Source organism: Bacillota bacterium (genome assembly GCA_013178045.1).
Lineage (GTDB): Bacteria > Bacillota > Ch66 > Ch66 > Ch66 > Ch66.
Window position 1 is genome coordinate 13685 of sequence record JABLXP010000022.1, and the last position, 19616, is coordinate 33300.

A 19616-nucleotide genomic window follows, 5' to 3' on the forward strand; every position below is an offset into this window, starting at 1 on the left:
AATATATGCCAGAGAATGTTAGTTATGATGATTACGTCGTGGTGAAAGCTTTAGAAAACGGAGTGATGCTGATTGGGTTAACACGGGGTAAAGACACCAAATTTCATCACACGGAAAAGCTGGATAAAGGAGAGGTAATGATCGCTCAGTTTACCGAGCACACTTCGGCGATTAAGGTCCGGGGCAAAGCCAGGATCTACACCAGATACGGGGTAGTGGATACCTGGACTGATTGAGTAGAGAGTAAGGAGATAATTTTCAGGAAACCTAAATTTTTTGCAGGAGATTTTTAATCAAGGTCGAAAGAATAAACGCATGGTTCCAGTAAATCTTATAAGGAGGCAACCTAGAATGTGGACTGTGGTATACATCGCTCCTAATCGTGCTAGTGCCGAAATGCTGAAGCAGGTTTTAACCTCCGAAGGACTGCTGGTAATGCTCAGGCCGATTGGGGTTCCACATCTGGGAGACTCGGCGGCGGTAGAGGTTCTGGTTCCCGAATCTGAAGCCGAGGAGGCCCACGAAATTTTGAGTACTGCCCTGGGTGCCTAATTCGATCTTGATGAAATTGGTTGGGCGGAGAGGCCGCCTGTGCGTTTGACCGGTTGCATAGCTGCTCTTGTTTTCGGATAAAATAAAGAAGAATAAATTTTATTCCTGACATATTGTTTGTACAATCCCAAACTTCACCACGCGGAGTTTGGGTTTGTTTTAGTTGGAGGTTGATTATGCACCGGATTGGCTTACTAACGAGTGGTGGGGATGCTCCCGGCATGAACGCGGCGATTCGAGCGGTCGTGCGTAAATCCATTTACCATGGGTTGGAACCAGTGGGAATCCGACATGGATACGCCGGGTTGATCGCCCGTGAGTTTGTCGAGATGAACTTAGGGTCAGTGGCGGATATTATTCACCGTGGTGGAACAATCCTCCAGACGGCCCGCTGTGAAGAGTTTAAGACTAAAGAGGGTCGAGAGATCGCGGTAAACAACCTGCGCGAGGTTGGGATAGATGGCTTGGTGGTAATCGGCGGTGATGGTTCGTTCCGCGGGGCTGCCGAACTGGCAAAAATGGGAGTTCCGGTCATTGGTGTGCCAGCCAGTATTGACAATGACATTCCCGGGACTGATTATGCTATCGGCTTTGATACCGCCATTAATACCGTGGTTGACGCGATCAATAAAATTCGGGATACGGCCACCTCACACGAGCGGATTTTCGTTATTGAAGTAATGGGGCACCGTTCAGGTTTTATCGCCCTCAGTGCGGGTTTAGCCGGGGGAGCGGAAACGATCTTGATTCCAGAAATTCAGGTTGACCTGGACGAAGTAGTTGCCAAACTGCGCCGGGGGCAAGCGCGGGGCAAATTACACAGTATTATTGTTGTGGCCGAGGGGTACACTTCGGCGATCGACTTGTCGAAGCAACTTCAGGCCAGAATTGGCATGGAAATTCGGGTGACGATCCTGGGGCACATCCAGCGGGGAGGAACACCAACGGCCCAGGACCGGATCATCGCCAGCTTGCTTGGCGCGAAGTCGATAGACCTGCTCTTAGCCGGAGAAACCAGGAAGATGGTAGGCATGGTCGCGGGTGAAGTTGTGTCTTGTGATATAGATGCTGCCTTAAGTCAGGAAAAGAAAGTCAACCTTATGATGTGCGAACTAGCCAATATTTTAGCAATTTAGGAGGTGGGAGCGTGAGAAGGACAAAGATCGTTTGTACGATTGGGCCGGCCAGCGAATCTCTGCCCGTTTTAGAGCAGATCATCCGCGAAGGAATGAACGTGGCACGGCTCAACTTTTCCCACGGGACACACGAGGAACACGGGGCCAGGATCAAGGCGGTCCGAGAAGCAGCCAAGCAGGTTGGCCGGACAGTCGCGATCATGCTGGATACCAAAGGTCCAGAGATCCGTACGGGTTTGCTGAAAGAAGAGTCGATTATCCTCAAGGAAGGCAGTCGAATTACGCTGACCACAGAGGAGATCGAAGGGGATGCCGAACGTCTTAGCGTCAGTTACCGGGGATTACCACACGATGTTCGGCCCGGCCAGATGATTTTAATTGCTGATGGACTGATTGGCCTCAAGGTCTTACAGACGACGGATACCGAGATTGTCTGTGAGGTAGTCAATGGCGGTGAGATCGGCAGTAAGAAAAACGTTAATGTCCCCGGCGCCCAGATCCGGCTGCCAGCTCTCACCGAGAAGGATGTTAACGACATTAATTTTGGTATTGAGCAGGGTGTAGATTTTATTGCAGCTTCATTTGTCAGGAAAGCCGCGGACGTTCTGGCCATCAGAAAAATTTTGGAAGACAGAAATTCCGACATTCATATTATTGCTAAGATCGAAAACCAGGAAGGCGTGGACAATATTGACGAGATCATCAAAGTAGCCGACGGAGTTATGGTCGCGCGGGGCGATCTGGGCGTGGAAATTCCGACTGAGGAAGTTCCGCTGGTGCAGAAGATGATTATTCATAAATGTAACCAGGCTGGCAAACCCGTGGTTACTGCGACCCAGATGCTGGACTCCATGATCAGAAACCCACGCCCAACGAGGGCCGAGGCCAGTGACGTGGCCAACGCTATTTTTGATGGTACTGATGCAATTATGCTGTCAGGTGAAACCGCGGCTGGCAAGTACCCGGTGGAAGCGGTCCGCATGATGGCGACGATTGCCAAGCGGGCTGAAGAGGCTCTACCTTATGTGGAGATTCTGCGGGAGAAGACCCGTCTGAATCAACCTAGTATCACTGATGCTATCAGCCACGCCACCTGCAATACTGCGCTCGATCTAGGGGCGGCGGCCATTGTGGTGGCCACTAAATCGGGCTCGACGGCTCGAATGGTGTCCAAATATCGGCCAGCTGCACCGATCATTGCCTGTACGCCGACGGCAGAAGTGGTGCGGAAGCTCTCGATCGTCTGGGGAGTGGAACCTCTGCAGGTCGGCGAAACCAAAGGCACTGACGAAATGATCGAAGAGGCGATTAACGCGTCTCTGGCAGCCGGTCTAATCAAGTGCGGTGATCTGGTCGTCATTACCGCTGGTGTCCCGGTGGGGATTCCCGGCACAACCAATCTGCTAAAAGTGCACATCGTGGGCGAAGTGCTTGTCCGCGGTACTGGTATCGGTCAGAAAGCGGTAACTGGCCGCGTCTGCCTGGTGAATCGGCCGGAAGAGGGGCTGGGTAAGTTCCGCAGCGGTGACATTCTGGTAACGATCAGCACGGACCGAGAATTCGTCCCGCTGATGGAAAAAGCGGTGGCAGTAATTACTGAAGAAGGTGGGTTGACCTCCCACGCGGCGGTGGTGGGGTTAAGTCTAGGAATTCCAGTAGTTGTCGGGGCTGCCGGCGCGACGACGTTTCTGCAGGACGGTACCACCGTGACTATCGACGTTGCGCGCGGACTGGTGTACCGTGGTGTAACAAAGGTTCTCTAAAACATTGCAAAAACCGAAGGAGGTGGTCATGTCTAGTCGAAGCGGATATTCCACCTCCTTAGCTGTTAAGATTAGTACCCTTTAGTGCTTCGAGTAATCGTAGAAACCTCGGCCGCTCTTCATGCCCAGGTGTCCAGCCCTGACTTTTTGTTGCAGGAGTGGGTGCGGGTGGTAGCGTTCCAATCCGTATTCCTTAAACAAGCTCTGTGAGACCTGCAGGGCGATGTCAAGACCGAACATATCGGCTAGCTGCATTGGTCCCATCGGCAGCCCAGCCCCCAGCTTCATGGCTGTATCAATATCTTCCACGGTGGCCAGCTTTTCTCCCAGGATGGCCACTGCTTCGTTCATCATGGCCGTTAAAATTCGATTTACCACATAACCCGGTGCTTCTTTAACCTTTATGGGATTTTTACCGAGTTTTTGCGCCAGGGTGCAAATTGCTTTAACCGTTTCTTCAGAAGTTTTCATCGCGGGAACTACTTCGACCAGTTTAGTTATCTGTGGGGGGTTAAAAAAGTGCATGCCGATTACCTGCTCTGGTCGTTCCGTGACGGCGGCCAGTTCGGTGATGGATAGAGAAGAGGTGTTACTGGCGAAGATCGCTGATGGGCGACAGATGGCATCCAGTTCGGTGTAGACTTTTTTCTTGACTTCCATAACTTCAACAATGGTTTCGATAATGATATTGCAGTCGGCTACTTCATTCAGGTTGGTTGTTCCTTTAATGTGACCGAGGACAAAGTCTTTAGTTGTTTCGGGCGCCTGGCCTTTCTCAATTACTTTTTGAATAATGGTGGCGATGCGTCCAATGGTTTTATCTACGATGGCCTGATCAATATCGACCAGAACGACCTGGAAACCTGCTTGCGCGCAAATTTGGGTGATTCCCAAACCCATTGTACCTGCCCCTAGAATTCCAATTGTTTTGATTTCCACCAGTAATTTACCTCCTTTAGGGGTATATTAAAGTCTTTGCGACGTAAAAGCTAACAAACTTCAAGCGGAAGAAGGATTATTCTAGATCACGGCGAATAATCTTTTTCATAGTGCGTTTCTCCATTTATCTGTATAACTGGTAAGAATAGTATACCAGAATTCGGTCCAGTTAGCCAATCTTTCGCGAAAGATCATGTAAATGTATATAATTAGTTGATTTTTTTTAAGTGAGGAGGTGAGAAAATGTATGCACTGATTGAAATTCTTGCCGTATTTGTGGCGATTTATATTTTTCTGAAGTTCTGTGGGGTTTGCCAGAAGTTCGCTCTGGGTGCAGGCGCGAAGAAAGCCATCTACATCATTACCGCGGTTGGACTAATTGTGGCTAACTATCTTTATAACCATTCTCAGCTTCAGGCGATTACCCTGGGCTTTGTAATATTAATCCTCTTAACCATTGCTTTAATGTCGGAAACTAAGCCGAGTCATTAATGACCTGTCAATTATTATAATTATTATTATTATTATGAATGTTGGGCGGCACCTCAATGCCGCTTTTTTCATTGTGTAATAAAATGAATGGCCGGGGAAAGTGTTTGAGCACGTTCATCATTTCCGGATAGGTATCCGGGGTGGTATGAATATTCACCAACCCTTCCTTTGGATTGATTTGGGTCAAAAAGCCCAGATGGGTATGGCTGTCAATTACCTTTTGCAAATAATTGATATCCCCAGGGTTAAGACGTAGTCGGATCAAGCGGTGTTCCGTCTCAGTTGCTGGTTCAATTTGGCTAATTTTCTGGTTTCCTTTGTAAGCTTTGGCCATTTTTGACACCTGTTCAAAACGCGACCCGATGCTAATTCACTATCAATATTATATCTAATAAGCAAGAAAAAAAAGACTTTGAAAATTTTTCAAAAAGACAGCGAAAAAATAATGGTTAATGGAACATTATGACTGGCTGCTACGTCTATCAAACAAAAGGGGGAGACTGATGATTTGTCAGGAAATCCGTGAACTGTTATCTCCCTATCTAGACAATGTGTTGAGTTCGGAAGAAAAGGCAGCGGTGGATTTTCATTTGGCAAGATGTCTGGTTTGTCGGCAGGAACTGCACTCATTGCAGGAAGTAAGCCAACTCGTGCAGGGTCTTGAGGAGATAGAGCCACCGGAGGATTTCCGATTCCATTTACATCAAAGGTTAGTTGAACTGCAAGCCCAGAAGCAGGTAGGCGGTAAATTCAGGTGGTTTAACCGTTACCAGCGGGTCGGTTGGTTGTCGGCTGCGGTCGCGGCCGCCTGTCTGGTGATTGGGTTATCCTGGGGAGGCCTCTTTGCTGATTCGACTAACCGAGAGAAGGTCGCTTTTGATCCCTATGCCCAGACTGGCCAAAACCTTGCTAGCAGCGATAGCGAAGCGACTAACCAGGGAACAATTGTCGACCAGGGAGTTGCTAAACCTGAGCCAGGAGATGTTAATCAAACCGGAGTTAAGCCTGCCGACGGCAGGAATAATGAGCAAGGTAATACCAATGGCTTAACAACAGAGGTAAATCCTCTGCCGCCGAAACCTTCACTGCAGGGAACAAATCTTGATGGCTGGTCGGAGACCCGGATTATCAAAGAAGCGGTGATCAAGGTGCAGCCTGCGAATGAAGCGGCCATCGCTCAGCAGCTTCAGAAACTGGCAGTTAGCTGTAATGGTGATATAAGCGGGCCGAATAAAAACGACGGTAATGAGCCATGGGCAATTTTCAGAGTACCGCAAAAGCGTTTCGAACAGGTGATGTCTTCACTTAGCCAGTTGGGGAAGATAGTTGATTCTAAGGTTACCGAAACTAATGTCACCAACGATTATGATTCTACATATAGCCGACTGGAAAAACTGAAGCTGGAAGAGTGGAAGCTGCTGCAAAATTCCAATTTGGCGAATAACCCTCAACTCCAAAGCGAATTGACCAGAGTACAGGGGGACATTAAGAACACAGAAAATCATTTAGAATACCTGGATCGAGCCAGTAGTTTTGTTACCATCAAGATTTATTTAACTGTAAGTAATTAGTAAGAAAAAAACCTCCAGGAGTGAAACCGCCCCTGGAGCTTATTTTTTGAAACAGAATGGGTTTTAGTCCCACAAATGTGAAAAAAATCTCTTTTGACAAACACTATACAAATATAGAAGTATTTGTCTATTTGTGTTATAATACACTTGTACTGAACTTCACAGTACAGGGGTACCATACCAACTTCCTATTCATGTCTACCTGCTGATCAGGCAGGGGACTTTTTTTTGTGCATGAAGCATTTGTTGGGTTGATTTTTGTCAAAGTTGGCAGGAATTTTCTCTCAGAGGGAGTATTAACATTTGGTAATGATAACTGCCAGGTAACCATCGTATATTAATTTATTGAAGTAATTTCTTGAGTAAGGAGGACAACGGGAATATGCCCATGCTATTCAACCAGAAGGAAGGAGACTCGATTTTTTGGTTTTTTAACGAGAGCTTGAAGAATGTGGAAAAGGGAATTGACATTCTAGTCGATGTCGTGGAAACTCGGAAGTCTTTGGATGAGCGATTAGCTGAACTGGTTGCCCTGGAGGCTCAAGGAGATGACCTGACCGCCTTACTCAAGTTGAAATTGAAACACAAGTATTTTCAGCCTTTTGACATTCATGACATCTTCTACCTGGCTGAAATCGTGGACGGTACGTTGGATTTCGTCACGGGTATTATTGAACGGATAATACTCTACGGAATTGAGAAGTTCCCGGATTGTGTTAGAACCATGGTGGAGATCCTGCGGGAAAGTGTCAAAGAGTTACGGGTTATTATTTCTTTACTAGACAGGCTGGAGCAAAACCGGCAGGAAATTGCGGCCCACTGTCGGATGGTCTTGAACCTGGAGAACAAGTGTGACTCTATTTATTCCCAGGCGATGGCTAACCTGTTTGAGCAGGTTGCTAACCCGATTTCCGTCATTAAGTATAAGGAACTTTACGAACGTTTAGAAGCGGCAGTGGACCATTGTGCCGAAATCTGTAACCAGGTGAGTAATCTAAGTGTGAAATATTTTTAAAACGGAGTCTCCGACTGACTTCGTTTTTTATTAAGAACTATAAGAACAGTGGATTATTTTGTTCAATGAATAGTGAAAGGGTGACTACAGCGGATGGCCAAGCTGTGCATTTTTTGTCAACTGTCGCCGGCGCAAATCATGGCGGCTAATGAGCTGGCGGTCGCTACGGCTGACCGCTACCCTGTCAGTCCCGGGCACACCTTGATTATTCCGCGGCGGCATTTTCCTGACCTCAGTGAGGCGACGACCGACGAACTGATAGCGATGTTCACTTTATTGCAAACCGTCCGGAACATATTGATCGACCAGTATAAACCTGATGGATTTAACTTCGGAATCAACGGGGGTAGAGCGGCTGGGCAGACGGTGATGCATCTGCACCTGCACGTGATTCCCCGGAAATTCGGGGATGTCCCCAATCCCCGGGGTGGAATCCGTAACATCATGCCGAATTTAACCCCCTACCCCGTTGAGTTTATCAATCAAGGTCAGCCCTGGGAGGCGTTTCTGGACCATATCCGACCCACGTTCCTCCAGCCTATGTTTCGTCTCCTGGATCAGCATTTATTAGGACTGGGAATTGACGTGAAACGGCGGATTGACCCCGGCAAAATAGTTTACTTCGCGGATAGTAGGGCTTTTGCGGCGATTATTCCTGAAGCAGATGGTTTAAAGATCGGGTGGTTAATACCGGACGCCATACCAGGTGTAGCGGGCGACAAAATGACTGTTGGCTGGGAATGGGGTCACCTGACGAATAGCTCAAGCGTTCAAGACCTACTGGATCTTATCGAGAGTTTCAGGCAGGCCAGACACCTGGCCCTGACTAGGCCAGCGCATACTGGTGGGATGATTACCAGGTTTGATCCGTTCCCTGATTAACCAATATTAGAAGAGTAGGAAGAAAGGATAACATTTATGCGGGTACTGCTCACTACGCTGAACGCTAAATTTATTCATTCCTGTTTGGCGATCAGATACCTGGCCAGATACTGCCAGTCTCCTGATTGGGAAATAATGCTGGCCGAGTACACCATCAATGATCCGATCCTGACCATCCTGGGTGATCTCTACCGTTATCAAGCGGATGTGATCGGATTTTCTTGCTATATCTGGAATATCAGCCAAACCCTCGAACTGACCCGGCTCCTAAAAAAGATTGTTCCAGCAACGTGCGTAATACTGGGTGGACCAGAGGTGTCGTATGAGCCTGCAGAAATCCTTATCGCTAACCCTGATGTAGATATTATTGTGCGGGGGGAAGGCGAAGAAACCTTACGTGAGTTGTTGGAAACCATTCATCGCGGGGGAAGCTTGAAGGAGGTTAAGGGATTAGCTTACCGGGACGAGGAGGGACCTAAGCTCACGCCAGAGCGTCCTTTGATTAAGGACCTTGATCAGATCCCCTTTCCGTACACGGGGGAATTATTAGACTTGAAAAACCGGGTGGTTTACTACGAAAGTACTCGAGGCTGCCCGTTTTCCTGTCAATACTGCCTTTCTTCCACCATTGCCGGGGTCAGATTTTTTTCTCTCCCCCGGGTGCTGAGGGACCTGGCTTATTTAATCGAACGGGGCGTCAAGCAGGTTAATTTTGTTGACCGGACGTTCAATTGCCGTAAAGAACACTACTGGCCCATTTTAAAGTTTCTGGCTGAGTATGGTGGTTCAACAGAATTTCATTTTGAGATCGCGGCTGACCTCTTCGACAGCGAGGTGCTTGACTGGCTGGCCCGGGTACCGACTGGTCGGTTTCGCTTTGAAATAGGGGTCCAGTCCACCCACCCGCCAACCCTGAAGGCGATTCAACGGAAAATGGACTTTTCCCGGCTGGCCAGGGCGGTCCAACAGATCCGCTGTCAAGGCCGGATTTATCAGCATCTGGACCTCATCGTGGGGCTGCCGGAGGAGAACTGGGAAGCTTTGAAGCGTTCTTTTAACGACGTCTATGCCTTGCGGCCTGACATGTTGCAGATTGGCTTTTTAAAACTTCTTAAGGGTTCAGGGTTGCGGCGAACTGCGAAACAGTATGGGTATGTTTTTATGGACCAGCCACCGTATGAAGTTTTGGCCAACCGTTGGTTAAGTTATACCGAGATCAGGCAGCTGAAGATCCTGGAAGACGTTTTCGAACGGTATTACAATTCACACCGGTTCATCTATTCCCTGGAGTTTGCCTTAGCCCGTTACCCGGCTGGACCTTTTGACTGGTACGCCCGGTTGGCCGAATTTTGGGAAGCGCATGGTTGGCATTTGCAGGCTCATAACCCAACCAGTCTGGGAGAAAAACTTGATGGTTTCTATCGAGCTTTAGGTCTGCCTGATTATCAGGTGTTTTGCGAGGTGTTAAAACTGGATTATCTCTGTCAGGTTGGAATAGGCTCCGTTCCGGAGTTCTTAAATCGAGAAAATGGGGCTGGCTTCAGAGAAAAACGCGCCCGGTTTTTTGGTGAGTACGAGATGAAAGAGAAGTATTTTCCAGAATTTGCGGCGCTGACGGCCAGGGAGTTGAGCAAAGTGCTGCATCTGGAGATTTTCAACTGTGACGTGGTGACCTTAGCCAGTGCGCCGGCCAGACAGGTGGCTTATCCGGAACCTACCGTAGTTCTCTTTAAGAAGACCTCGGCTGGCGTAAAGTTTGTCCAAGTCGAGCATGAAGATTTCTTCACTGTTGATTGAAGTTGTCCAGATCTTGGTTTATATTAGATTCAGTTAGGAAATGAAAAAAGGGTAAGGGGTAGAGTAGGGTGAAGATACTGGTCTTCGGTCTTGGCGCGTTAGGTACGGTTTATTCTTGTCTGTTGAAAGAGGCTGGACACCAGGTGGTTGGCCTGGATCGCGAACCGGTGGTTGAAACCATCCGGCAAGATGGGGTCAGAATAACAGGGATCTGGGGTGATCACGTTAGTCAGTTAGATGACCTGGTCTCGGATGTTCAACAGATTCAAAGCCGGGATTTTGACTTGATTATTTTAACAGTTAAGTCATTTGATACCGCGGCGGTGGCCGGTCAGATTACTCAAATAATGGCGGCCAATACATACGTTTTGCTGGCGCAAAACGGTTACGGAAACTTTGAAGCAGCGGCCCAATATATCCCACAGGAAAAGTTGGTTTTGGGTCGAGTGATTTTCGGAGCAGAAACACTGGCGCCGGGGTTTTCCAAAGTGACGGTCATCGCTGACGATGTGGTGTTGGGCTCACCTCAGAACGTGATCGATATGGAGGTCCTGGAGAACTTTGCCCAGACGATGAGCAAGGCCGGCATCCCCACCCGGGCTTCCGAACAGGTCATGAAATATGTTTGGGGCAAAATCATCTATAATTCGGCCTTGAATTCTCTGGGAGCAATTTTAGAAGTAAACTATGGTAAACTGGCCGAGGTTGAGCACTCCAGGCTCCTGATGGACAACGTGATTCGGGAGATATTTGCTCTTTTGGCAGCGATGAAACAGGAGACCTTATGGTCTGATGCCGAAGCTTACCTGCGGGATTTTTACGAAAAACTGGTTCCCGCTACTGCTTCCCATCATGCGTCGATGCTGCAGGATATCCAGCGGGGCCGAAAGACTGAAATCGACGCTTTGAACGGAGCGGTGGTGGTACTTGGTAAAAAATACGGCGTAAGCACACCAGTTAATGAGGTGATTACTACACTGGTGAAGACCAAAGAACAATTGATTAATCAATTTTGATGGAGAATAGAAGACGCAGGATAGGTTGCGCGTGTTGAATCAAACCGACTTCACTGATTGCGGGTGGCGTCGGTTTTTTATTTCGAACAGGTAAGTATAATTGTTCTTTAATTTTACTTTCCGTTGTGAGTAACAACTATTTTGCTTTTGTAGAATATTTTCAGTATATAGCTGTATAAGCCAGAAAAATCTTTTGAACGCGGACAGAAATCGACCTGTTCTTCAATAGAGATATGCTATAATGTTCACATGCAATATTTTCCACCAGGAGGGTCCTGCATGAAAGCGAGTGAATTTTTGCGCGTAATTCCGACAGAACTACAACCGAGCGCGCTCAAAGTCTTTGATCCAGTTCCATCCATGCGTGGTGTTTTAATCTCTCATCCATTAAGCGATCAGGTATACCGATATCGGGTTTTTACTGTTCAGCGCTTGTCTCAATATTTTGAGGGTTCAATTAACTTTGAGACGATCATCTGTGCTGAAGCGACGCTACAGCAGGAGATTGCGGAAAGCGTCCAGGCAGTCGAATTGAAAACTCCGATCGACGCGGAAGATTTCCGCCGGCTTACGTACTACCATAAAAACAGTACTCTCTTCTTTGAGGAATTCAAGCGGTTTGTTCTGACACAACAAGGACAGGTTAGATTTACTTCCCATCAGTTGGTTTTGGCTGAGCAATCAAAAAGTCTTCCTCCGTTAATAGATTCCCGGTCCGCGTAAATAAATAAAGAATAAACCCGAGGAGTGTTCCCGGGTTTCGACTGCATTAGAGATAATATATATTTATTATTTAAGGATACCAAAAGGTTTTCCTACCGAAAGAACTGTTCTGCCGATATGATGATTGATTACCGTAGCAGCGGATCCGTAGAAGGAGCAGATTGAAATAACCAGTTCTGACCAAGCCGCCAGTTTGTGACCCATTTCAGCCAGTGAGCCGGTAGTCAAGGTACTCAAGGATAAACCGATAAATAACAGATCGATAAGGAAGAAAATGGTAAACAATACTTTGTTGGTTTCCAGCGAAGCGATGGTCATGTACAGGCTAAAAATTAAATAACCCAGGAAGGCGAAACCCAGTTGTTTGCCGTCCGCGGTTTCTGCCGCAGCCTTGCCAAACATACCCAGTTTGATCATCCAGCTCATGGCTACGCCGAACCAGAAGAAGGCGTAACCTCCAAATGCTGTCCCGCCGAAAATGTTGTTACGCTTGAAGTCGTAGATGGAAGCGGCCAGTTGGGCAAATGCGCCGAGGAAGATTGCCCAAGGCAGAACGTAAGACACACCGGTGGTCCATCCCAATTTTTGCGAAGAAGCGACTAAGGTAACCATGGCCAGGCCCAATAGGCCCAAACCCGCTGGTTCAGCCACAACGTGTTGAACCATTTGTGCATTCTCTTTTGTTGGTGTTCCCGACATATATTCCCTCCTTGTTTGTAATTATGTAATATATCTCACAATATCAAAAGTAGCATATTTTAGTAATATAGTCAATTAAAAACCAACGAGGAAGATATAGATAGAATTGGAAACGGCAGTAATTTTGCTGGGGTGAATGGAAAATCTTTCCTATAAAAGAACACTCGGTAACGTACTTGCCGAGTGTTCTTCGTGAGATTAGAGTAATACCTCTTGTCCTGGCTCAATGACCTCAATTTCAACTGTCGGAGCTTTTTCCCGCGCCAGTTTAACAAATTCTGTCGTGTCCTGGACCAGGATAGGGAAAGTGCGATAGTGAATGGGGATCACTTTTTTCGGCTTGAGCAAAGTCAAACTGGTTGCTGCCTGAAGGGGATCCATGACAAAAACACTCCCAATCGGCAATAGAGCCAGGTCAATATTATAGAGCTCACCAAGTAGCCGCATGCTTTCAAAAATGCCCGTATCACCGGCGTGATAGATTGTTTTTCCATCTTCTAATCTAACAATGAAGCCGACGGGGCTGCCCGCTGAACAGGAATGCAGGGCCTGTGTCATGGTGACTTTAATGCCGGCTACTTCCACCTGACCGCCAATGTTCATGCCCATTCCGTTGATAATGTTGGCCGCATTTACCCCACTTTGCTGGAGTTGGCCAGCCAGTTCGGGTTGAACGATCACCGTAGCTCCCGTTGTTTTTACCAGGTCTGGGATGTCTGTGCCCAGGTGATCGAAGTGATCGTGGGTGACCAGAATAAGATCTACCCGTTGGAGGTTCTCTTTTTTAATTGGGCAACTCGGATTATTGGTAATCCAGGGGTCAATTAAAACGACCTTTCCTTTCGTGGTAGTAATTTGACAGGCGGCATGTCCCAGCCATTTAACACTATTAGGCATATTTATCCCTCCTCTGGAATTTTTATTTATTTTTTTAGGTTCTCTATTTTTATTTTAATCCTTAATCCCTGCTAGAAAAGATGTTTTTTTTGTCGTTTTATTGAACTTTCGCAGAATGAAAACTGTGGAATCGCTAAAACAAGATGGTTGCCAATTGACCTTTTATTGAGAGCCCGGGCCAGGGTTCTCCAGCGGCTTTTCGGTTAGCAAATCGCATCGAATAGACAAATGTTGACAAGAAACACTAAAATATGGCATTATCATTATATTTTTAAAAATCGATTATCTACCGAAAAGATAAAAAAATTTAAAGAAAGGGGAGAAGTTCGCTCCTCCGTGGGTCATAATTCGACCGGGTGAGCGACCGAAAGCAAGTATGATAAGAAAACTTTCGGGAAGTCTACGGACCAGAATGACTGTTTTATTCGGGCTTATCGTCTTGATTGGGTGCCTGGTGCTGGGATTGATAAGCGAAAACCGCGCCGGGAGCGCCCTGGAGGGAGAAGCCCAGGATGCTTTGCACAAGCTGGCAAAACAAACCGCTGAGACCGTGGAAAGCCGGTTGCAGGCGCGACTGTACGTGGTGGAAGCCCTGGCTAATAACAGCATTGTCTGTGGCAAGTCAGGTGACCGGGAGGCCACAACGGAGGAAAAACTGGCCGTTCTTCGCGATGAGCAAAAGAGAGCAGAAAGCTTGGGGTTCAAGCGGCTTGGTCTGGCAGAAAAAATGGGGAGATAATTTACCACGACGGGAGTAAAGCCAACATCGCCGACCGCGATTACTTTAAGGCGGCTTTAGGAGGCAAAACGATTATCTCCAGCACGATTGTCAGCAAGGTTGATAATTCGGTTGTGTTTATCTTTGCTTCTCCTATCCGTCACTATGGCACCAATGAAATAATCGGGGTGTTGACCGGTACGGTAGATGGAGCAAAGCTCAGTCAGCTGGTGGCCAGCGTTACCTACGGCCACACCGGCTATGGTTTTATGGTGGATGGTACAGGTAAAATTATTGCCCACAAAGATATCGAGATGGTCAAATCCCAGGAAAACTTCATTGAGAAGACGAAGACTGATCCATCTGTGGCTTCTGTTGGCGCGGTGATTTCGCGGATGGCCAAGGGAGAGGAAGGTGTTGCGTCATACACCTTCCAGGGGCAGAAGAAGGTGGCAGCTTACGTTCCCATTAAGAGTACCGGCTGGTCGGTAGGGGTTACTGCCCCCGCGGCAGAGGTGTTAGAGCGGGTTGCCGGTCTAAAATGGGCCGTGACCCTTGTGTCTGTAATCATCATCCTGCTTGCCCTACTGCTGACCTTTGTGATGGCGAGAAATATAACCCAACCCTTGAGCTTGGCTGTCGAACATCTAGGGCAAATAGCTGCCGGTGACTTCACCCAGCCGGTTCCTGAGCACCTCTTGCGCTTGAAGGACGAAATTGGTAAGTTGGCCCAGGCCATTGACCAGTTGCAGGCCAACCTCAAACCGCTGCTTTCAGGTCTCCAGGGGAACGCTAAGACCTTGGCTACTAACGCGGAGACCCTGAGCGCTACGTCCGAAGAGATTGCCTCATCTGCCAATGAGGTGGCCAGGGCTGTCGAGCAGGTAGCTGCAGGTGCCTCAGACCAGGCGGGTAATCTGCAGGAGATCCTGGGCCTCATTGGTAATATAACTACCAGCCTGGAGAAGGTCTATAACGAACTCGGCCGCGTCAAGGCGAACAGCGAAGAAACTTCAAGATTAGCCGGGATGGGTAAACAAGAGCTGGATATTTTAGTCACTTCGATCAGAAGTGTGCGCGAAGCCTTCCAGATGGTCGGAGATAAACTGACGGGCTTGAGTAGATCCGTAAACCAGGTCGGCGAGATCCTGGAAGTAATCAACGGGATCGCTGACCAGACAAACCTCCTGGCCCTGAATGCGGCCATTGAAGCGGCGCGTGCTGGAGAAGCAGGAAGAGGTTTTGCGGTGGTGGCGGAGGAGGTGCGTAAGCTGGCTGAGCAGTCGCGGGCTTCTTCGGACAAGATCAGAGCTTTGCTTACCGCTATTGGTTCGGAGACAAATGAGGTGGTGAACACTTCGGCGGAAGTTGGACGACAAGTAGTAGCACAGCTGGAAAATGTAGAAAATACGGTCAAGGCTTTTGACGATATTCTTGAATCGGTAGCGGCCCTTGCCCCGATGATTGAGGCCACTTACCATGAGATGGACAGCACCGTGAAGAATAAAGACATCGTGTTAGATCGGGTTCAAAATGTCAGCGCAGTGGCGGAAGAAACTTCTGCTTCAGCGCAAGAGATTTCGGCCTCATCGGAAGAACTCTCGGCTTCCACCGAAGAGATCGCGGCTAACGCCCAGGAGATCCTGACGGTAGCTAAGCAACTGGAAGAACAGGCGGCTCGCTTTAAAGTGTAACGAAAAGGCCCCGGTAAAACGGGGCTTTTTGGTCTATATAACTGGCAGGCTTTTCTGACACGGGCAGAGAGTGATTAGAAGCGCTTATTACCCTGGGGCTGATGCCAGGATGTATGCCGACAAGAAGAGGCGGAGAATTAAAGCCCCTCCCGCACATAGCTAAATAGCCCATGGCTGGAGGGGTGTTCCTGATGGTGCCGAAGGCCGGAGTCGAACCGGCACGTGGGGTGACCACGCTTGATTTTGAGTCAAGTGCGTCTGCCAATTCCGCCACTTCGGCATGATGCATTTGTTCCTTACTTTGTGAAACGATCAATTATTGTAAAATGAAGTGGGTACGTAAGTTATGTTACAACATTCTTAACTAATTTGCAAGAGGGAAAGCATAGCACGCTTGGCAATTAATTTGAGTAGAAAGACTTTAAAGCCTTATCATTTTCGATTATTTGGATTTCGACTGTCGAAAATTCGGCTAGGAACAAAGAACGGTTGGCGAGCGAATGACACTTTTCGCTTGGAGCGCTGTGGTATGATGATCAGGGTAAAACCACGGCTTTCTGGGGGCGATAACCGTGTCTTCCCGCTGGTGGAGAGAACTCTGTCAACTTCTCTTGGCCCTGTTTGCAGCCAGCCTGATCTTTTTTGCCATGCATGCTTACCTGGCTGAAGCGCGGGTAATTACCAGTGGTTCAATGCTTCCTACCATTCAAGTCGGTGACCGCGTGCTGATGGAAAAGGTGACCTGCCATTTTGCGATGGTTCACCGCCAGGACATAATTGTCTTTACGCCGCCTCCAGCTGCCCAGGCCAAGGAAGATTACATCAAGCGGGTGATTGGCTTGCCCGGGGCCGAGTAAAATTTCAGTAGGCACCAGAAGGGGATCAGCCCCCTGAAAAAGAAATGAGACCTCGCCCAAAAAAACACCCAAAGTCAAACTAAAGGAGTGTGAGGTCTCATGTTAAATATTCGCCAAATAGTGGGTGCAGTCCTTCTTTTCGTCACTGACCTGGTTAAATTAATTGGTGGGTGCAAAGACTTCTATGAACTTGAAAAAGGTATCCACGAGCTTTGTCAGAAGGTCAGTAACCAAATATTCACTTGGGCACTGGAACAACTCGATACCCGCCTGATGAATGAACGTGACCGGAGCACCTGGAAGGTAGTCGGGTTTCGGGATAAAACAGCCATCAGCACCTTCGGGGAATTTCTCTACAAAAGGCGCCTGTACAAAAACAAAAAAACAGGGGAAACCAGATTCTTTTTAGATGAGCTACTGGGCTGGCCGGAGCGGGCCAGGATTACCCCCCGCCTAAAAGAACTGGCTGTCAACCTAAGCACTGAGCTTCCCTTTGATCGGGCCGCAGAGATTTTGAGCTACCTTGTTTCTGGGGTAAGTCCCATGACCATCTGGCAGGCCACCCAGGAAGTAGGCGAAGTTCTCCAACGCGAAGGCCAAGAAAAAAGAGCAGCAGTTTTTAAAGACGGCGAAGCTCCTGGAGGGAAAGAGGTGTCGCCGGAGCTGTATATTGAAGCCGACGGGGTGATGATCCGCCTGCAAAGGGCAAAGCAGAAACGAGGAGAAATCAAACACATAGTAGCTTACGAGGGGAAGGAGCAAATAGACCGGGAACGCTACGTCCTGAAAAACAAGTTTGTGTTAAGCAGCTTAAATGAAGGTGAGGCAGCCTGGGAAGAGGGTTATGCTGAGATCGGGGGGAAATGGGATTTAAGCCAGGTTCAAAAGATATACATTGGCGGCGATGGGGCGGACTGGCCCAAGCAGGGACTGGAATACTTTCCTGGCGCCGAATATCGCTTAGACCCATACCACCTGAGCAAGCATTTAACAGAAGCTCTCTGGTATGATGAAGAAACCTTCCGGAAGGTAGCCACAGCTATTTTCCAAGGTAACTGGCAGGAAACCCAAGGGATTCTAACGGAAGCGGCGAAAAAGACCAGAGGTAACTGGAAGAAGAGGATCACCAAGCTTTTGCACTATCTTGAGGAAAATTGGGTGGGGATTGTTGCCTCACCGGGAGCGAAATGCTTGGGCACCATTGAAGGGCAGATTCAGCACAACGTGGCCCGGCGTATGAAACGCTTGGGAGCCCAGTGGACCATTAACGGTGGGGGCCGGATGGCCCGGATTTTAGCCGCTAAGGCAAACGGGAAGCTTAATAATTATGTTTTGCGCTGGCCGGTGAAACACGAAAAGCTGAGGGAATTAGCGCAGTTAAAGCCAGTGGAAAAACAAAAAGCCGGGGACGTGGAAAAATGGCTACAGGGGTCTTTACCGGCATTAAAGGGTCCTTTTGCCGACCGGCCGTGGATTAAGTATGTTTTACGGGAACTTGCCCGGCCAGATTTTGCTGCCCTTATTTGCTAACCTGTTCCCTGGTGAGCCTTAGAGGGCCCAAAAGGCAGCGCCGTTAGGGAAGCCTTGACAGCCAGGGTCCCCGCAGGTGGTACAATGGTTTTTGCGACAGGGCGCTGGTATTATCTTTACCTGTTCCCTGGAGCCGTCCTGTCGTGCCAATATTTGACCACCTGTGGGGTGGCTGTCAAGGCCGCTGCCTTGATGCTGATGTTTTGAACGGTGAGGTCTCATAGCGGAAAAAATTTTTGTGGAGATACCTACTAGATCTTGACACGGACCTTGCCCGGTGATACAGTGGAGATTAGAAACGGGCAGGTTATAGTCAATGATTGGCCCTTGGATGAGGAGTACCTGAGTGCTCATACCTCGGGACAGTTTGGCCCGGTGACTGTGCCGTTAAATTATCTTTTGGTGCTGGGAGACAACCGCGACAGCAGTTTTGACAGTCGAGCGTGGGGGATGGTGCCCCTGGAAAACGTAAAAGGGCGAGCGGTGTTTCGATATTATCCAATTTCCCGTATGGGATTGCTTCCGTAAATTTTAAAAGGTATTCTTTTTTTACTTTTGGTGTGTTATTTTTCCTGAAGGAATTTTATCTTGTGTACCGAAGTATTATTACGATTATGCACATATAAGTTCATAATTCGTACTTCCTATCATGGATTCTTGTTCGGAAGGGAGCCGTTGTGTGCTGAACGCCGAAGAGGATCTCATTGCGAAGAGCCGAAATGGAGACATTGCGGCTTTCGAGGAGCTGATCAGTCGCTATGAGCGCAAGATATACACTGTTGCCTATCGGTTTATGGGTAATCATGATGATGCCAGTGACGTGGCCCAGGAGGCCTTAATTCGCGCATACCACGCCATCAAAACTTTCCGCGGCGATTCTTCTTTTTATACCTGGCTTTACCACATTGTCGCCAATATCGCGCGGGACGAGTTGCGGAAGCGTAACCGGAATCAGACCACTTCTCTTGATGCGCCAGTGCTGAACGATGAAGGTGACATGTTTAGACAGCTGGCTGACCACGTGATGACTCCTGACCGGGTTTATGAAGAGAAAGAGTTTCAACAATACCTGCAGAGTCTGATTGACGCCTTACCAGTGGAATATCGACTGGTGCTGGTGATGCGTGAGATTCAGGGGTTTGCTTATGAGGAGATCGCCGCGCACTTGCACTGCTCGCTGGGGACGGTCAAGTCTCGCCTCAGTCGAGCCAGACAGATTCTGCGCACGAAGATCACCAGCGATCGGGAACTGGCGGAGGAGAGAGCCCGCCGGTTGCCAGAGCGAAAGGTATCAGGTAAGGGATAACGTTTTCGGTGTGCAGGAACTAAGGCCAG

Annotated in this window: 19 protein-coding genes, 1 tRNA gene and 1 pseudogene; 16 read left to right on the top strand and 5 right to left on the bottom strand. The window is 48.4% G+C overall.

The features are described from left to right. Nucleotides 1–5 precede the first annotated feature (5 nt). The 4 genes from mtrB (at nt 6) to pyk (ending at nt 3451) form a co-directional block, all read left to right on the top strand. The gene (mtrB, locus tag HPY81_09050) at nt 6–236 is read left to right on the top strand and encodes a trp RNA-binding attenuation protein MtrB (GenBank protein NPV27567.1); all 231 of its coding nucleotides are present in this window, start codon (nt 6–8) and stop codon (nt 234–236) included. Between the two features lie 115 nt (nt 237–351). Further along, on the top strand, nt 352–552 hold the full coding sequence (locus HPY81_09055) for a glutamate decarboxylase (protein NPV27568.1): 201 nt from the start codon (nt 352–354) through the stop codon (nt 550–552). 176 nt (nt 553–728) lie between these two features. After that, nucleotides 729–1688, top strand: a complete 960-nt coding sequence (gene pfkA / locus HPY81_09060) for a 6-phosphofructokinase (GenBank protein ID NPV27569.1) — start codon at nt 729–731, stop codon at nt 1686–1688. Nucleotides 1689–1699: 11 nt separating this feature from the next. Beyond that, nucleotides 1700–3451, top strand: coding sequence for a pyruvate kinase (gene pyk, locus HPY81_09065; GenBank protein NPV27570.1), 1752 nt, complete (start codon nt 1700–1702; stop codon nt 3449–3451). Between the two features lie 81 nt (nt 3452–3532). Here the strand turns inward: pyk and HPY81_09070 are convergent, their stop codons facing one another. Further along, entirely contained in the window at nt 3533–4384 is an 852-nt protein-coding gene (locus HPY81_09070; GenBank protein ID NPV27571.1) for a 3-hydroxybutyryl-CoA dehydrogenase, read from the bottom strand. A 249-nt stretch (nt 4385–4633) separates the two neighbouring features. Here HPY81_09070 and HPY81_09075 point away from each other — a divergent pair, with 249 nt between their 5' ends. After that, nucleotides 4634–4882, top strand: coding sequence for a hypothetical protein (locus tag HPY81_09075; protein ID NPV27572.1), 249 nt, complete (start codon nt 4634–4636; stop codon nt 4880–4882). Nucleotides 4883–4889: 7 nt separating this feature from the next. Here HPY81_09075 and HPY81_09080 read toward each other — a convergent pair whose 3' ends face one another. Next, nucleotides 4890–5216 carry a DUF4911 domain-containing protein gene (locus HPY81_09080; protein NPV27573.1) on the bottom strand — a complete coding sequence of 109 codons (327 nt, stop codon included), beginning with the start codon at nt 5214–5216 and terminating at the stop codon, nt 4890–4892. 169 nt (nt 5217–5385) lie between these two features. Between HPY81_09080 and HPY81_09085 the strand changes: the two genes are divergently transcribed. The 6 genes from HPY81_09085 to HPY81_09110 all read left to right on the top strand — a co-directional run bounded on the left by HPY81_09085 (nt 5386) and on the right by HPY81_09110 (nt 11886). Beyond that, a complete protein-coding gene (locus HPY81_09085) occupies nt 5386–6453 on the top strand; it encodes a DUF4349 domain-containing protein (GenBank protein ID NPV27574.1) in 1068 nt (355 codons plus the stop codon). Nucleotides 6454–6835: 382 nt separating this feature from the next. Next, entirely contained in the window at nt 6836–7468 is a 633-nt protein-coding gene (locus HPY81_09090; GenBank protein NPV27575.1) for a DUF47 family protein, read from the top strand. Between the two features lie 93 nt (nt 7469–7561). Continuing rightward, entirely contained in the window at nt 7562–8350 is a 789-nt protein-coding gene (locus HPY81_09095) for an HIT family protein (protein ID NPV27576.1), read from the top strand. A 36-nt stretch (nt 8351–8386) separates the two neighbouring features. Beyond that, a complete protein-coding gene (locus HPY81_09100) occupies nt 8387–10147 on the top strand; it encodes a B12-binding domain-containing radical SAM protein (protein NPV27577.1) in 1761 nt (586 codons plus the stop codon). 68 nt (nt 10148–10215) lie between these two features. After that, nucleotides 10216–11163 (top strand): 2-dehydropantoate 2-reductase, encoded by a 948-nt coding sequence (locus HPY81_09105; GenBank protein ID NPV27578.1) that lies wholly within the window; start codon nt 10216–10218, stop codon nt 11161–11163. 279 nt (nt 11164–11442) lie between these two features. Next, complete coding sequence (locus HPY81_09110) at nt 11443–11886, top strand: hypothetical protein (protein NPV27579.1); 444 nt, start codon at nt 11443–11445, stop codon at nt 11884–11886. 66 nt (nt 11887–11952) lie between these two features. On the opposite strand, the gene HPY81_09115 is transcribed toward HPY81_09110, so the two are convergent. Both HPY81_09115 and HPY81_09120 read right to left on the bottom strand, forming a co-directional pair. Next, the gene (locus HPY81_09115; protein NPV27580.1) at nt 11953–12585 is read right to left on the bottom strand and encodes an acetate uptake transporter; all 633 of its coding nucleotides are present in this window, start codon (nt 12583–12585) and stop codon (nt 11953–11955) included. A gap of 198 nt (nt 12586–12783) precedes the next feature. Beyond that, nucleotides 12784–13482, bottom strand: a complete 699-nt coding sequence (locus HPY81_09120) for a metal-dependent hydrolase (protein NPV27581.1) — start codon at nt 13480–13482, stop codon at nt 12784–12786. A 376-nt stretch (nt 13483–13858) separates the two neighbouring features. Between HPY81_09120 and HPY81_09125 the strand changes: the two are divergent. After that, a pseudogene (locus HPY81_09125) lies at nt 13859–15894 on the top strand (methyl-accepting chemotaxis protein). A gap of 192 nt (nt 15895–16086) precedes the next feature. On the opposite strand, the gene HPY81_09130 reads toward HPY81_09125, so the two are convergent. Then, nucleotides 16087–16174, bottom strand: a tRNA-Leu gene (locus tag HPY81_09130). 292 nt (nt 16175–16466) lie between these two features. Here HPY81_09130 and lepB (HPY81_09135) point away from each other — a divergent pair. The 4 genes from lepB (HPY81_09135) to HPY81_09150 all read left to right on the top strand — a co-directional run bounded on the left by lepB (HPY81_09135) (nt 16467) and on the right by HPY81_09150 (nt 19587). Continuing rightward, nucleotides 16467–16751 (top strand): signal peptidase I, encoded by a 285-nt coding sequence (lepB, locus tag HPY81_09135; GenBank protein ID NPV27582.1) that lies wholly within the window; start codon nt 16467–16469, stop codon nt 16749–16751. A gap of 99 nt (nt 16752–16850) precedes the next feature. Then, nucleotides 16851–18281: an ISLre2 family transposase gene (locus HPY81_09140; GenBank protein ID NPV27583.1), complete on the top strand. Its 1431-nt coding sequence runs from the start codon at nt 16851–16853 to the stop codon at nt 18279–18281. A 258-nt stretch (nt 18282–18539) separates the two neighbouring features. Continuing rightward, entirely contained in the window at nt 18540–18809 is a 270-nt protein-coding gene (lepB, locus tag HPY81_09145) for a signal peptidase I (GenBank protein NPV27584.1), read from the top strand. Nucleotides 18810–18963: 154 nt separating this feature from the next. Then, nucleotides 18964–19587: a sigma-70 family RNA polymerase sigma factor gene (locus tag HPY81_09150; GenBank protein NPV27585.1), complete on the top strand. Its 624-nt coding sequence runs from the start codon at nt 18964–18966 to the stop codon at nt 19585–19587. The last annotated feature ends 29 nt before the right edge of the window (nt 19588–19616 follow it).